This window comes from Vibrio sp. TRT 1302 (assembly GCF_050113875.1).
In the GTDB taxonomy this organism is placed as follows: Bacteria; Pseudomonadota; Gammaproteobacteria; order Enterobacterales; family Vibrionaceae; genus Vibrio.
In genome coordinates, this window is the sequence record NZ_JBNJOF010000002.1 from 306940 (window position 1) to 321708 (window position 14769).

The 14769-nt window shown below is 45.5% G+C and carries 13 protein-coding genes; 10 read left to right on the forward strand and 3 right to left on the reverse strand.

The genetic code is table 11. The features are described from left to right. The first annotated feature begins 63 nt into the window (after positions 1 to 63). Positions 64 to 1179, forward strand: a complete 1116-nt coding sequence (rnd, locus tag ACQEXP_RS04190) for a ribonuclease D (RefSeq protein WP_426968561.1) — start codon at positions 64 to 66, stop codon at positions 1177 to 1179. 74 nt (positions 1180 to 1253) lie between these two features. Here the strand turns inward: rnd and ACQEXP_RS04195 are convergent, their stop codons facing one another. Both ACQEXP_RS04195 and rne read right to left on the reverse strand, forming a co-directional pair. Then, entirely contained in the window at positions 1254 to 2813 is a 1560-nt protein-coding gene (locus ACQEXP_RS04195) for a SulP family inorganic anion transporter (protein WP_426968395.1), read from the reverse strand. Between the two features lie 325 nt (positions 2814 to 3138). Then, positions 3139 to 6111: a ribonuclease E gene (rne, locus tag ACQEXP_RS04200; RefSeq protein WP_426968397.1), complete on the reverse strand. Its 2973-nt coding sequence runs from the start codon at positions 6109 to 6111 to the stop codon at positions 3139 to 3141. A 572-nt stretch (positions 6112 to 6683) separates the two neighbouring features. Here rne and rluC point away from each other — a divergent pair. Continuing rightward, complete coding sequence (gene rluC / locus ACQEXP_RS04205; protein ID WP_269376035.1) at positions 6684 to 7637, forward strand: 23S rRNA pseudouridine(955/2504/2580) synthase RluC; 954 nt, start codon at positions 6684 to 6686, stop codon at positions 7635 to 7637. Here the strand turns inward: rluC and ACQEXP_RS04210 are convergent. Continuing rightward, entirely contained in the window at positions 7634 to 8215 is a 582-nt protein-coding gene (locus ACQEXP_RS04210; RefSeq protein WP_269376034.1) for a Maf family protein, read from the reverse strand. The genes rluC and ACQEXP_RS04210 overlap by 4 nt on opposite strands. Before the next feature lie 148 nt (positions 8216 to 8363). On the opposite strand from ACQEXP_RS04210, the gene yceD reads away from it, so the two are divergent. The 8 genes from yceD to fabF all read left to right on the forward strand — a co-directional run bounded on the left by yceD (position 8364) and on the right by fabF (position 14708). Continuing rightward, positions 8364 to 8891 carry a 23S rRNA accumulation protein YceD gene (yceD, locus tag ACQEXP_RS04215; RefSeq protein ID WP_138970790.1) on the forward strand — a complete coding sequence of 176 codons (528 nt, stop codon included), beginning with the start codon at positions 8364 to 8366 and terminating at the stop codon, positions 8889 to 8891. Between the two features lie 31 nt (positions 8892 to 8922). After that, a complete protein-coding gene (gene rpmF / locus ACQEXP_RS04220; protein ID WP_004414666.1) occupies positions 8923 to 9093 on the forward strand; it encodes a 50S ribosomal protein L32 in 171 nt (56 codons plus the stop codon). 9 nt (positions 9094 to 9102) lie between these two features. After that, entirely contained in the window at positions 9103 to 10128 is a 1026-nt protein-coding gene (gene plsX, locus ACQEXP_RS04225; protein WP_138970791.1) for a phosphate acyltransferase PlsX, read from the forward strand. A 5-nt stretch (positions 10129 to 10133) separates the two neighbouring features. After that, a complete protein-coding gene (locus ACQEXP_RS04230) occupies positions 10134 to 11084 on the forward strand; it encodes a beta-ketoacyl-ACP synthase III (protein ID WP_138970792.1) in 951 nt (316 codons plus the stop codon). 66 nt (positions 11085 to 11150) lie between these two features. Beyond that, positions 11151 to 12074, forward strand: a complete 924-nt coding sequence (fabD, locus tag ACQEXP_RS04235; protein ID WP_426968400.1) for an ACP S-malonyltransferase — start codon at positions 11151 to 11153, stop codon at positions 12072 to 12074. Between the two features lie 27 nt (positions 12075 to 12101). Then, positions 12102 to 12836, forward strand: coding sequence for a 3-oxoacyl-ACP reductase FabG (fabG, locus tag ACQEXP_RS04240; RefSeq protein ID WP_269376230.1), 735 nt, complete (start codon positions 12102 to 12104; stop codon positions 12834 to 12836). Between the two features lie 306 nt (positions 12837 to 13142). Next, positions 13143 to 13376 (forward strand): acyl carrier protein, encoded by a 234-nt coding sequence (gene acpP, locus ACQEXP_RS04245; protein WP_004406112.1) that lies wholly within the window; start codon positions 13143 to 13145, stop codon positions 13374 to 13376. 90 nt (positions 13377 to 13466) lie between these two features. After that, positions 13467 to 14708, forward strand: a complete 1242-nt coding sequence (gene fabF, locus ACQEXP_RS04250) for a beta-ketoacyl-ACP synthase II (RefSeq protein ID WP_269376032.1) — start codon at positions 13467 to 13469, stop codon at positions 14706 to 14708. The last annotated feature ends 61 nt before the right edge of the window (positions 14709 to 14769 follow it).

The window sequence follows — 14769 nt, forward strand, 5'->3', positions numbered from 1 at the left end:
AATGCCGACTATACATAGTCGGCATTTTTTATGTCGATGGAAATCGCTCATAGTGAGAAGTTAGTGAAATATCAGATTATTACTCAGTCATCACAGCTAGAAACAGTGTGTAACAGCGCTAGGGAAGCGGACGTTGTGATGTTGGATACCGAATTTGTGCGTACTCGCACCTATTATCCGCAGCTAGGTTTGATTCAACTTTTTGATGGAGAAAACCTGTCGCTCATTGACCCAACGGTCATCGAGGACATGACGGCGTTTGTCCAGCTACTGCAAGATACGTCAGTCCTAAAAGTCCTGCACGCTTGTGGTGAAGATTTGGAAGTATTTCACAATAGCTTTGACTGCTTACCTTACCCTATGGTCGATACGCAGCTAATGGCTGCCTTCCTCGGCCACGGCTTATCGACAGGTTTTGCTGCACTGGTAGCGGATTACCTAGACGTAGAGTTGGACAAAAGCGAGTCACGTACAGACTGGTTGGCGCGACCATTGACCGAGAAACAGCTAGAGTATGCCGCGGCCGATGTATATTACTTGCTTCCCCTTTATGAACAGCTATTTGAGAAAACTACTCAGGCCGGCTGGTGGCAGGCCGCTCAGCAAGAAAGTGATTTGCTTGCATCGAAACGAATTAAAACAATTCAACCTGAGCGCGCATACCTTGATGTGAAAGGGGCGTGGCAATTAAAACCTAGTGAACTAGCCGTATTGAAACCTCTAGCTACATGGCGACTAAAAGAGGCGTTGAAGCGTGACTTAGCGCTGAACTTTATCTTCAAAGAAAATGACCTTCTGAATGTCGCTCGTTTGGGTATTGAGAGCCGCAAACGAATGGAACAGGAGGGGATGGACTTGCGTTCTGTTCAGCGTCACAGTGCTCGCATCATTTCCATCGTCAAATCAGCGCTGATGACTCCGCAAGAGGAGTATCCACAAAAAATTGAGCGTCTAATGGATATGCCTGGCTATAAGCAGAAGTTTAAAGTGCTTAAAGATGAGGTTAAACGCGCCTCTCAGGCGAGTGGATTAGCCACGGAATTCTTAGCATCGAAAAAGCAATTAAATCAGCTTATTAGTTGGGTGTGGAAAAAAGACCGTGACCCTTCTTCGCTTCCTGATGTGATGCAAGGTTGGCGTTTGGAACTGTTTGGCGAAAAACTGAATAAGCTTCTGTAAACAGCCCTGATAAGGCTAGCGATATATCAAACAAAAGGGCTTCCATTTGGAAGCCCTTTGCATATCTGAGCGGATTAGCCCGCAAGCACGTCAGTCGCAACCTTGTAGCTTGGGTCTTCTTTGACGTTAATTTCGACCAGACTACCCGCTTTGTGAAGCAGTTTACGGCAGTCAGGGCTTAAATGGCGCAGATGTAATGTCTTACCTTGAGCAGAGTAGCGTTCTGCAAGGGTTTCAATCGCTTCGATAGCAGAATGGTCAGTGACGCGTGAATCTGCGAAATCGACAATAACATCGCTAGGGTCTTTGATTGCATCGAAAATTTCTAGGAAATTAGCCACTGAGCCAAAGAATACTGGACCGTGGATCTTGTACTCTTTTGAGCCTTCCTCGTTAATGCAGGTATCCGCGTAAATGTGTTTAGCGTGCTGCCAAGCAAACATCAGAGCGGACGCAATCACACCGACAAAGACAGCGATAGCGAGGTCAGTGAGTACTGTAACTACGGTTACCAATACAATAACAAAGAAATCTTGCTTCGGTACACGACGAGCGAGTTTAAAGGTTGCCCATTCAAATGTGCCGATGACAACCATGAACATCACACCAACCAGTGCCGCGAGTGGAATCATTTCGATCAGCGCGGAAGCAAACAGAATGAACATCAGTAGTGCAACTGCCGCGACGATACCCGACAGACGACCACGACCACCAGAGTTTACGTTGATCATTGATTGACCAATCATCGCACAACCGCCCATTGCCCCAAATACGGAACAGGTCATGTTTGCCATACCTTGACCGATACATTCACGGTTAGACTGGCCACGAGTGTTCGTCATCTCATCAAGCACTGTCAGTGTAAGCAGAGATTCAATCAGGCCGATAGCCGCAAGAATGATGGCGTATGGCAAGATGATTTGCAGTGTCTCAAATGTGAACGGTACTGCTGGGAGCGAGAACGTCGGTAATGAACCTGCTAGCGTTGCGGCTTCGTCCCCGGACATAGTGCGTAAGAAGTCAACAACGGTACGTGTTTCCAGATCTAAGCCAATAACTAGAGCACTTACCGTGACGATAGCCACCAGTGATGAAGGGACTGCAGTTGTGAACTTAGGTAGGAAATGAATGATAGCCATCGTAAGCGCAACGAGACCGAGCATCAACATCATCTGGTCTTGTGGTAACCAAGTCAGCATACCATTGAGATCCGGCGCTTTAAATTGACCAAGCTGAGCTAAGAAGATCACAATCGCCAAACCATTAACGAAACCGATCATAACAGGATGTGGCACGATACGAATGAATTTGCCGAGTTTAAATAGACCTGCAGCAATCTGTAGGATACCTGCGAGTAAGATAGCGGCAAAGAGGTATTGTACGCCGTGTGACGCAACCAGAGAGACCATCACAACGGCCATCGCGCCTGTTGCACCAGAGATCATACCTGGACGACCGCCAAAAATTGAGGTGATTAGGCCAACGATGAAAGCGGCATATAAGCCGACCATTGGGTCAACACCCGCAACAAATGCGAATGCGACGGCTTCAGGAACCAAGGCAAGTGCGACGGTTAAACCTGATAAAACATCATTTTTTACAGAGTGTTTTGAAAATTGTGGAAATTCAAACATGTTTGCTCAGTTTGGCTAAGTGGTTATAAGTAGTCTGAATTGTATTTAGTCGCCACTGGGCAAAGTGCAATGTAAAAGAGCAGAGTGACTAAATGAAATACTCTCGGTGGTTAACTACGTAGAGTATAGATTCAGGTCGAGTCGGCGAATGCTACCGAAAAGTGTGATTAAGTTCAAGATTGGAGCCCATATTGAACCATATTTGTGATCAATAGATGCAAATCGCTTAATCAGTTTCATTGTAGGCGTTTGCTTACATTGAAGTTTGCAAGATATAAAAAAACAGCCTCTAATTAGAGGCTGTTTATCAACAGATCAGTGATGACTAAAACTGAGGTTTGGTCATTACTGCGCCAGCTTGATTTGTAGCAACTTGGCTGCCTGCGCCACGAGACTGGTAACGGTCTTCTTTAAGTGGTGCTGCGACTACAGTGATCTCTTTCATCTCTGTATTGCCTGGAGCTTTTGCCATAGGAGCACTTGCGTGACCTTTAAAGCCTTGAGGTACCAAGATTTCAGAAGTTGTGACTTCGATAACTGGCTCCGCTTGAATAACGGCAGGTTCAGATTGCTCAACAACCTCTACTACTGGAGCAGTTTCAACCGCTTCAACGACTTCAACGATTTCGTTTTCAATCACAGGAGCCACTTCAGCCACTTCGGTAACCACAGCTTGTTGCGCTTCAACAATCACAGGTTCTTCGCGGCGAATGATGACTTTACCCATTGCCATTTCTGGGCAAGCAAAACCACCTAAAGTACTCGTTGTTGTTTCAACGGCAACCGCTTCAACGACAGGAGCCTCAACCTTATCAGCCTTAGCGTGTTTAGGTGCTGGCTTGATAATGCCGTAGCTTGGCATCACTTTACCCATCGCCATCTCAGGAGAGGCTACACCCCCCTTACGTAAGCGGAATGGATTAGGACGACGGTCACGACCGCGACGGCGACGTTGTCCGCTAGCACGTAAGTGACGAGGTGAACGACGGTTACGACGTTGTTTTGGTTGCTCTGCAGACTCTTCTGCTTCGGCTTCCACTACGGCCTCTTCGAACATCTCTGCTTTAGCATCGCTAGCAATTAGTTTCGCTTCTTCGTCAGCTTTAGCTTGTGCTTCTTGATCTTTAACACGAACTTGCTTAGAAAGTTTGCGACGCTGGCGGCGCTCTTTCACTTTTGCCGCTTTCTCTTCAGAGCGTTCTTTAGCCGCTTCTGGCTTCTCATTGAGTTGCGCATCAGCCGCCAGTTTCAGACCTTCTTCAGCAACTTTGCTTGCCTTAACATCGTCACGCTTGTTACGACGTGGTTCCTGTTTAGGCTTACGGTTTTGTTGCTGCTTACTACGTTCGTTCGCTTTTACTTCGCTCTTCGCTTCGTCACGCGTGTTCTTACGCTTGTTATCGCGTTTGTCTTCACGGTTTTCGTTACGACTTTCGTTGCGGTTATCGCGGTTGCTGCGACGACGGTTATCATTGCGATTACGGCGGTTACGGTTATTACGGTTACCGTCTTTACGCTCGTTCTGCTGTTGCTTCTCTTGATCTTGCTCTTTTTGTGAAGAGCCGAAAAGGAAGCTACCTAAAGCTTTAAAGAAGCGGCTTACAAGACCAGGTTGTGACTCTTGCTGTTCCGCGCTGTCTGCTTTCTTCTCAGGCGCTTTTACTGGGCTAGGAGCAGGTGCTGATTGTGTTGGTGCCGCGAAACCTTTCAGAGCTGGCTCTTCAATTTTCTTAGGCTTAATATCAACTTCTGCAGGTTCCTTACCTTCAGCCTCTTTCATTGCTTCGATTTTCTGAGGCAATAGGTAAGAGAGCAGATCAAACTCTTCGCCTTCGCGGATACGGATCACGTCAAAGTGCGGTGTTTCCATATCAGAGTTTGGTACAACAGTAATTTTAACGTCTTGAATGCGCTCAATGTGGTTAACTGAGCGGCGCTTCTCATTTAATAGGTAAGAAGCGATAGGCACAGGTACAACTGCAAGAACCTGAGCTGTATTGTCTTTCAATGCCTCTTCTTCAATCAGACGAAGAACAGACAATGCAAGAGATTCGTTGTCGCGAACGACGCCAGTACCTGTACAGCGAGGGCAAATATGGTGACTTGCTTCTGCTAGCGAAGGGCTAAGACGTTGACGAGACATTTCTAACAAACCGAAGCGAGAAATTCGGCCTATTTGTACACGTGCACGATCCATGCGAACAGAATCGCGTAGTCGATTCTCTACTTCACGCTGGTGTCGAACTGGAGTCATATCGATAAAGTCGATAACCACTAGACCACCGAGATCGCGTAGACGAAGTTGACGTGCAATTTCTTCCGCTGCCTCTAAGTTAGTGTTTAATGCTGTCTCTTCGATATCTCCGCCCTTTGTTGCGCGAGCAGAGTTAATGTCGATAGATGTAAGAGCTTCTGTTGGGTCAATAACGATTGAACCACCCGATGGAAGACGAACTTCGCGTTGGAAGGCCGACTCAATTTGGCTCTCAATTTGGTAGTGACTAAACAGCGGAACTTCACCATCGTATTTCTTAACACGATTTACGAAGTCTGGACGAACCAAACGGATGTGCTCAAGAGCACGTTCGTAAATGGTGTTGCTATCGATAAGAATTTCGCCAATGTCACGACGTAGGTAATCACGAATCGCTCGAACAATAACGTTACTTTCCTGGTGGATTAGGAAAGGTGCCGCGTTTGCATCTGAAGCTTGCTTAATCGCGCCCCAGTGGTTCAAAAGCACGTTTAAATCCCACTCAAGTTCTTCTGCACTCTTACCAACACCCGCAGTACGAACGATTAGACCCATACCTTGCGGCAGTTCTAATGTGCTAAGTGCTGATTTTAGTTGAGTACGCTCATCACCTTCGATACGGCGAGAAATACCACCGGCACGAGGGTTATTTGGCATAAGAACTAGGTAGCTACCCGCAAGCGAGATGAACGTAGTAAGAGCTGCGCCCTTGCTACCGCGTTCTTCTTTTTCAACTTGTACGATTACTTCTTGGCCTTCAGTAAGCACTTCTTTAATGCTTGGACGACCTTGGTAGGTGTAACCTTCAGGGAAATATTCGCGGGCAATTTCTTTAAGAGGGAGGAAGCCGTGTCTTTCTGCACCATAGTCAACGAAAGCCGCTTCAAGGCTAGGTTCGATGCGAGTGATACGTCCTTTGTAGATATTTGCTTTTTTTGATTCATGTCCAGGGCTTTCGATATCCAAATCGTACAGGCGCTGACCATCAACCAAAGCAACACGCAACTCTTCTTTTTGAGTTGCGTTAATTAACATTCTTTTCATTGATAAATCTCGTTGTCATTCTTTGTTTTATGACTTGTCATTGCTATCGCTTTCATGGTGCCAGATCCCATGGCTTAATCGTTGCAGCCTCCCGGCTGGAGGGATGCGCTCGGGCACTTCAGTCTCACAAGCTTTCTCGTTTAGCTTGTGAGCCGCATTATTGGCGGTAAACACTCAACATGATCGGCGACGAGTAGGGTGACAAGATTGTTAATTTCAAAAATGTCTTACGCCGTGTGCTGCATTTTGGTAAATTAACGGGCTACTCAAATTATTGCTCAAAAATGAGTTGGTTTGTTTAAAAGGCAACCAAATCACTTATTGCAGGGGTGAACTATAGCAGTACCCATTAAAGTCAGCAATCTGCTTTATAATAATTCGCTAAAAAAGCCGATTTTATTTTCCGTAAGTATCTGTTTTATAGGTTTTATTGAGCCTGATTTATGAAATTGTAATAAAGTCGATGGATTTTTATTCGTAGCGGATCTTGCATCCATTATTAGTTGAGCAATTTTCCAATATGTTGCGAAGAAAATGTGATTTTGCGCAACTTTGAATGATAGAATAATCAGATGAGTGAAATAAGAACAAAAGTCCAGTTTGTCGACATAGACGAAGACATGGCGGGTCAGCGTATTGATAACTTCTTACGCAACCAGTTGAAAAGTATCCCTAAAAGCATGGTTTATCGAATCTTGCGTAAGGGAGAGGTGCGAGTAAACAAAAAACGTGTCAAAGCGGAATATAAGCTGAAAGCTGGGGATCTAATCCGAATTCCACCCGTCACCGTTGAAGAAAAAGCCGATGAAGTCGCCCCTAGTACAAAGTTAAATAAGGTGGCTGAACTCGAGCACATGATTATCTATGAAGATGATCATATGTTGGTCTTAAATAAACCTTCAGGTACAGCAGTGCATGGCGGAAGTGGGCTAAAGTTTGGAGCCATTGAAGCGTTAAGGGCGTTACGTCCAGATGCACGTTTCCTTGAACTGGTGCATCGCATTGACCGAGATACGTCAGGAATCTTGTTGGTGGCGAAAAAACGTTCGGCTCTACGTCACTTGCAAGCGCAATTTCGTGAAAAGACCGTTCAGAAGTATTACTTCGCTTTAGTCATGGGTGAGTGGAAAAGTAGTTGTAAGGTTGTCAACGCCCCTTTGCTTAAAAATGAAGTTAACAGCATTGTGCGAGTGAACCCTAACGGTAAACCATCAGAAACTCGATTTAAGATTATCGAGAAGTTTGCCGATGCGACACTGATACAAGCAAGCCCTATTACGGGCCGTACCCATCAAATTCGCGTGCATACTCAGTACACGGGTCATCCGATAGCTTGGGACGACAGATATGGTGACCGACGTTTTGACGCATACACGGCGAAAGTAGGGCTAGATCGTCTTTTCCTTCATGCGGCTAATATTAAGTTTCAACATCCTTCGAATGATGAATGGATGGAAATTAATGCGCCGATGGAACCGAAGTTAGAAAAGACTCTAGCAGGGCTAAGAGCAAATACTGCTCGTTAGAGCACTTCAAAGCCTTGGTTGTGCAACATATCAATCAAGTCGATCAATGGTAAGCCGACCAAGGTGTTTGGATCTTTACCTTCGAGTCGTTCGAATAGTGCGATACCCAAGCCTTCACTTTTGAAGCTGCCAGCGCAGTATAGTGGTTGCTCTTTAGCCACGTAGCTTTCTATTTGCTGTTGGCTTAGTGAGCGAAAGTGAACTGTAAAGGTGTCGACTTTAACCTCAGTCTGTTTGGTGAGGTTGTTGTGCACAGCCAGACCAGTGAAAAACTGAATCGATTGACCACTTTGTTGTGTCAATTGCTCAATCGCTTTTTGCTCGGTAAGTGGCTTACCAATGATTCGACCGTCAATCACACACACTTGGTCGCTGCCAATGATCAAAGCAGGTTCTTCAACCTGACATGACTCTGCTTTGCCTTTGGCTAAGCGTGAAACTAGCTCGATAGGTGTTTCGTGCTCTAAGGGTGTTTCATCAAATTGTGGAGAGGCAGTAATAAATGAAACTGCCAATTTATTGAGCAGTTGTTGGCGGTATGGTGATGTTGAAGCTAAAACTAGTTGGTAATTCTGCATTTTAATTTACAATCTAACAGCGGGTTAGTGTGAGCTTAATCTATATTATGGTTGTGATACTAGCTCTCTTGAGGAGAAGGAAAAAAAGTACAACTTTTTGCCCTTTTTCTTTGACTCTAAACGATTTGGAAGATAAAATTCGCGCCCTATGCAAAAGGTAAAAATACCGCGTACGATTGATCCGTCACGCGCTGCTCAAAAGCGACTAGATGTTGAAGGTATTATTCAAGTTAGTCTCTTTAAGCGCTTAGAGGAATCAGTTGAAGGCGTTAAACGCGACGCCCAAGTGTCAATGTCATTTGACTTAGATGAGCAGCGACTCGTTGTTATCTCTGGTAAAGCTAACATCGTGGTCGACTTAGAGTGTCAACGCTGTAATGAGGTTTTCGCACATGAGTGCGACGTCCAATTCACTTATACACCGTATTACGGTGAAAAGACTGAAGAGGAAGCACCGGAAGAGTACGATTTGGTAGATCTGAACGAGTACGGTGAAATAGACCTAATACAGTTAGTTGAAGACGAGTTCATTCTAAACTTGCCTCAAATAGCAATGCACGATGAAGCGGACTGTAGCGTTGATTCAGATAATATGGTGTTTGGTAAACTTCCAGAAGAAATTGTGGAAGAAAAGAAACCGAATCCATTTGACGTTTTAAAAAGCTTAAAGAAGTAATTCTTTAAGAACTTACATAGGAGTAGGGTCAATGGCCGTACAAAAGAGCAAGAAATCACGTTCAATGCGTGGCATGCGTCGTTCACACGATGCACTAACTACAGCAGCACTTTCTGTAGACGCAACTTCAGGTGAAACTCACCTACGCCACAACGTAACTGCTGAAGGTTACTACCGTGGCAAAAAGGTTATCAACAAGTAAGGTTGACCTTTGCAAAATATAACCGTTGCACTTGATGCAATGGGCGGGGATTTCGGTCCTCGCGTCACAGTGCCTGCCGCCGTGCAGGCACTGTCGCATTTCCCAGAGCTAAAAGTGATCCTTATTGGTGATCAAACCGCGATCACGTCTCAATTATCTTCTCTTGGTTATAAACAGGATACGCGTTTGAGTATCCAGCATACTGACCGAGTGATCTCCAACTCAGAAAAACCTTCTCTTGCACTTAGAAATAGCCACGGCACGTCGATGGCCACTGCAATTGAATTGGTCGCTGAAAATCAAGCGGACGCTTGCGTAAGTTGTGGTAACACAGGCGCCTTGATGGCACTGTCTCGTTTCAAGTTGAAATTGTTACCTGGAATCGAAAGACCTGCTCTTATCTCTGCGTTACCTACCGCCTCCGGGGGACGAACCTGGATGCTCGATTTAGGAGCGAATGTATCAAGTGATGCCGATTCACTGTTTCAATTCGCTGTCATGGGTAGCGCTCTGGCCGAGCAATATTTGCAGCGAGCGCCTCGTGTCGCGATTCTCAATATCGGCGCTGAGGAAATTAAAGGTAATGACCTTGTAAAGCGTTGCGCGGAGATGCTCGCTCAAACTCATTCGGTTAATTTTGTTGGTTACATTGAAGGTAACCAGCTATTACACGATGCCGCAGATGTTGTTGTTTGCGATGGTTTCGTGGGCAATGTTTGTCTTAAAGCCTGTGAAGGCACAGCTCAGCTATTTATTGATAAGTTAAAATCGAGCATGATGACCTCATCTCTAAAGGGTTGGATTGCAAGAAAATTATTTTCTGGCTTATTTAATGAGCTAAAAACATTGAACCCCGACCAGTATAACGGCGCAAGTTTGCTAGGATTGCGCGGCATTGTCATAAAAAGCCACGGAAGTGCTGACGTAGACGCAGTCATCAACGCGATTGGTGAAGCACTGCATGAGGTCAAACGACAAGTACCCAGCCGTATTAGCGATCGTTTGGAAGCGGTTTTACTCGAGAGGCATTATTAGTCTTCATGTATAGCAAAATTTTAGGTACTGGCAGCTACCTGCCATCTCAGGTGCGTACTAACGCAGACCTAGAGAAAATGGTAGATACTAGTGATGAGTGGATTGTTACTCGCACGGGTATTAAAGAACGTCGCATTGCTGCTGAGAACGAGACAGTTGCCGACATGGGTTATATCGCTGCGAAAAATGCGATTGAAATGGCAGGTATCGATAAAAACGATATTGACCTTATTATTGTCGCCACAACGAGTGGCAGCCATACCTTCCCATCGTCTGCATGTCAGGTTCAAGCCAAGCTTGAGATAAAAGGTTGTCCAGCATTTGACTTAGCAGCGGCATGTTCAGGTTTTGTATATGCTCTGTCTGTTGCGGATCAACATATCAAATCGGGCATGTGCAAAAATGTGCTGGTGATTGGTTCTGACGCACTTTCTAAAACTTGTGACCCAACAGACCGTTCGACCATTATTTTGTTTGGTGACGGTGCGGGTGCAGTAGTAGTAGGGCAGAGCGAAGAGCCAGGCATTCTTTCGACTCACATTTATTCAGATGGTCGCTTTGGTGAACTACTCAGCCTTGAAGTACCTGAACGTGGTAAAGATGCTGACAAGTGGTTACACATGGCAGGTAATGAAGTGTTTAAGGTTGCGGTAACTCAGCTTTCTAAGTTGGTTAAAGATACGCTTGCCGCGAACGACATGCACAAGTCTGAATTAGACTGGCTAGTTCCGCATCAGGCGAACTATCGCATTATTTCTGCTACGGCCAAAAAGTTATCAATGTCACTTGACCAAGTGGTCATTACCCTAGATAGGCACGGCAACACGTCGGCGGCGACGGTACCAACCGCGCTAGATGAAGCTGTACGTGATGGGCGTATCAAGCGTGGCCAGACACTGTTGCTTGAAGCATTCGGTGGCGGCTTCACATGGGGCTCGGCTTTAGTCAAATTCTAAGCCAAACGAAATTTATGATTAAGGTGCTTAATCGCATCTTTCTTACTTAGTTTTAAGGAAAAGAAAATGAGCAAGTTTGCTATCGTATTTCCAGGTCAGGGTTCTCAAGCTGTAGGTATGCTTGCTGAACTTGGCGAACAGTATGACGTAGTTAAACAAACATTTGCTGAAGCGTCTGACGCTCTTGGCTACGACCTATGGGCGTTGGTTCAAAATGGTCCTGCTGAAGATCTCAATCAAACGCACCGTACTCAGCCAGCATTGCTAGCTTCTTCTGTTGCTATCTGGCGTGTGTGGCAAGAGCTTGGCCTTGAGCAACCAGCTAACCTAGCAGGTCACAGCCTAGGTGAATACTCTGCGCTAGTTTGTGCGGGTGTTATTGACTTTAAACAAGCGATTAAGCTTGTTCAGCTTCGTGGTCAGCTAATGCAAGAAGCGGTGCCAGCGGGCACAGGCGCAATGTACGCAATCATCGGTTTAGACGATGATGCGATTGCGAAAGCGTGTGAAGAAGCAGCACAAGGTGACGTTGTATCACCAGTGAACTTTAACTCTCCAGGTCAGGTCGTAATCGCTGGTAGTAAAGATGCGGTAGAACGTGCAGGTGCACTTTGTAAAGAAGCGGGCGCTAAGCGTGCACTTCCTCTACCTGTATCAGTACCTTCACACTGTGCACTAATGAAACCTGCGGCAGATAAGCTAGCGGTTGCTCTTGAAGAGATCGAATTTAACGCACCTCAGTTCCCAGTCATTAACAACGTTGATGTCTCAGCAGAAACTGACCCAGCGAAAATCAAAGACGCACTGGTACGCCAGCTATACAGCCCAGTTCGCTGGACTGAAAGCGTGCAACTGATGAGTGAGCAAGGAGTTGAGACGTTATTGGAATTTGGTCCTGGTAAAGTTCTAACTGGCCTAACAAAACGCATTGTTAAGACACTAGGCGGCGCAGCCGTGAATGATGTTGCATCTCTAGAAGCTGCTAAGTAATAAAGAATTTAAGGAATAACGAACATGATGAACCTAGAAGGCAAGATTGCTCTAGTAACTGGTGCTAGTCGTGGTATTGGTCGCGCTATCGCTGAACTGCTTGTTGAGCGCGGTGCAACAGTTATTGGTACAGCAACGTCTGAAAGTGGTGCTGCAGCGATCAGCGAGTACCTTGGTGAAAATGGTAAAGGTCTAGCACTAAACGTAACTGACGTTGAGTCTATTGAAGCAACGCTTAAGACTATTAACGACGAGTTCGGTGCAATCGACATTCTAGTGAATAACGCTGGTATCACTCGCGATAACCTACTAATGCGAATGAAAGACTCTGAGTGGGATGACATCATCGACACTAACCTAACGCCAATTTTCCGTATGTCTAAAGCGGTACTACGCGGTATGATGAAGAAGCGTTCAGGTCGTATTATCAACGTAGGCTCAGTTGTTGGCACTATGGGTAATGCAGGTCAAGCAAACTACGCAGCGGCAAAAGCGGGTGTTATTGGTTTCACTAAATCGATGGCTCGTGAAGTGGCTTCGCGCGGCGTAACGGTGAATACTGTTGCTCCAGGTTTCATTGAAACTGATATGACGAAAGCGCTAAACGATGATCAGCGCGCTACCACACTGGCGAACGTTCCAGCTGGTCGTCTAGGTGATCCACGTGAGATTGCTTCAGCAGTAGTATTCCTTGCTTCTCCAGAAGCAGCTTACATTACTGGCGAAACTTTGCATGTAAATGGCGGCATGTACATGGTGTAAAACGCTTTCCTGGCAGAAAAGGTGAACTTTTTCATTAATTTTCACTCAAATTTCTGCCAGCTAAGTGAATTTGCACGAATTGTCGTCAACTAGGCTACTTATTGTCATAAAAATAGCCTATAGTTTGTGGTTGATGACGAGAACATGCGCAAGATTTGTGCATGATTTAAGTCAAAAATGTATTGAATTTCGGTTAAAATCGCTAAAATTGTGGTTTGACCAGCAAGGTCCCTCTTGCAACTTTCAGTAGTTCGAATAAACTACGGAATCATCGCATTAGGCGAAATCTGTAAAGGAAAAGAAAAAATGAGCAACATCGAAGAACGCGTAAAGAAAATCATTGTTGAGCAGCTAGGTGTAGACGAAGCTGAAGTTAAAAACGAAGCTTCATTCGTTGACGATCTAGGTGCTGATTCTCTAGACACTGTTGAACTAGTAATGGCTCTAGAAGAAGAATTCGACACTGAGATTCCAGACGAAGAAGCTGAGAAAATCACTACTGTTCAAGCTGCAATCGACTACGTAAACAGCGCTCAGTAATATCTCTCCCAGGCGGCCTTCTGGCCGCCTGTGTTCTTTTTAACACTTCTATCCTTCCATAGAATCATTTCAATTCCGGAGAATAAAATCGTGTCCAAGCGTCGTGTTGTTGTCACTGGCATGGGTATGTTGTCACCGGTAGGCAACACCGTAGAATCATCTTGGAAAGCCTTGCTAGCTGGTCAAAGTGGTATTGTAAATATTGAACACTTTGATACCGAAAATTTCTCAACTCGCTTTGCGGGCCTGGTGAAAGACTTTGACTGTACTGAATACATGTCTAAGAAAGATGCGCGTAAAATGGATTTATTCATCCAGTACGGCATTGCAGCTGGTATCCAAGCTTTAGATGACTCTGGTTTACAAATTAACGAAGAAAATGCACCTCGTGTAGGCGTAGCGATTGGTTCAGGCATCGGTGGTCTAGATCTCATCGAAGCAGGCCATACTGCTCTTGTTGAAAAAGGCCCACGTAAAGTTAGCCCATTCTTCGTTCCATCAACCATCGTTAACATGGTTGCAGGTAACTTATCTATTATGCGTGGTCTTCGCGGTCCTAACATCGCGATCTCGACGGCGTGTACTACTGGCCTTCACAACATTGGTCATGCAGCTCGTATGATTGCATACGGTGATGCTGATGCAATGGTTGCTGGCGGTGCTGAAAAAGCGTCTACGCCACTTGGCATGGCAGGCTTTGGTGCAGCGAAAGCACTATCAACTCGTAACGATGAGCCACAAAAAGCTTCTCGTCCTTGGGATAAAGACCGCGATGGTTTCGTTCTCGGTGACGGTGCAGGCATGATGGTGCTTGAAGAGTATGAACACGCTAAAGCGCGTGGTGCGAAGATTTATGCTGAGCTTGTTGGCTTTGGTATGTCTGGTGACGCTTACCACATGACTTCACCTAGTGAAGACGGTTCAGGTGGTGCGTTAGCAATGGAAGCCGCGATGCGTGATGCTGGTATTACTGGTACTCAGGTAGGCTACGTTAACGCTCATGGTACATCAACTCCAGCAGGTGATGTGGCAGAAATCAAAGGCGTTAAGCGCGCTCTAGGTGAAGAGGGTGCTAAACAAGTCAAGGTTTCTTCAACGAAATCGATGACTGGTCACCTACTTGGTGCTGCGGGTTCGGTTGAAGCTATCATTACTGTAATGTCGCTTGTTGACCAGATTGTTCCACCAACAATCAACCTAGATAATCCAGAGGAAGGCCTAGATATCGATCTTGTTCCTCATACAGCTAAAGAAGTATCGATGGAGTATGCAATCTGTAACTCGTTCGGCTTTGGCGGTACTAACGGTTCGTTAGTCTTTAAAAAGATCTAATTAGACTTTTTCTGGTTTAAAACGGCTTAATGCTTTGGCATTAAGCCGTTTTGTTATTTAA

What these genes read in the sequence shown, in the direction of transcription:
- ACQEXP_RS04230 (WP_138970792.1), top strand. Translation starts at nt 10,134, where the DNA reads ATGTATAGCAAAATTTTAGGTACTGGCAGCTACCTGCCATCTCAGGTG.
- yceD (WP_138970790.1), top strand. Translation starts at nt 8,364, where the DNA reads ATGCAAAAGGTAAAAATACCGCGTACGATTGATCCGTCACGCGCTGCT.
- fabG (WP_269376230.1), top strand. Translation starts at nt 12,102, where the DNA reads ATGAACCTAGAAGGCAAGATTGCTCTAGTAACTGGTGCTAGTCGTGGT.
- ACQEXP_RS04210 (WP_269376034.1), bottom strand. Translation starts at nt 8,215, where the DNA reads ATGCAGAATTACCAACTAGTTTTAGCTTCAACATCACCATACCGCCAA.
- rne (WP_426968397.1), bottom strand. Translation starts at nt 6,111, where the DNA reads ATGAAAAGAATGTTAATTAACGCAACTCAAAAAGAAGAGTTGCGTGTT.
- fabD (WP_426968400.1), top strand. Translation starts at nt 11,151, where the DNA reads ATGAGCAAGTTTGCTATCGTATTTCCAGGTCAGGGTTCTCAAGCTGTA.
- ACQEXP_RS04195 (WP_426968395.1), bottom strand. Translation starts at nt 2,813, where the DNA reads ATGTTTGAATTTCCACAATTTTCAAAACACTCTGTAAAAAATGATGTT.
- rluC (WP_269376035.1), top strand. Translation starts at nt 6,684, where the DNA reads ATGAGTGAAATAAGAACAAAAGTCCAGTTTGTCGACATAGACGAAGAC.
- acpP (WP_004406112.1), top strand. Translation starts at nt 13,143, where the DNA reads ATGAGCAACATCGAAGAACGCGTAAAGAAAATCATTGTTGAGCAGCTA.
- rpmF (WP_004414666.1), top strand. Translation starts at nt 8,923, where the DNA reads ATGGCCGTACAAAAGAGCAAGAAATCACGTTCAATGCGTGGCATGCGT.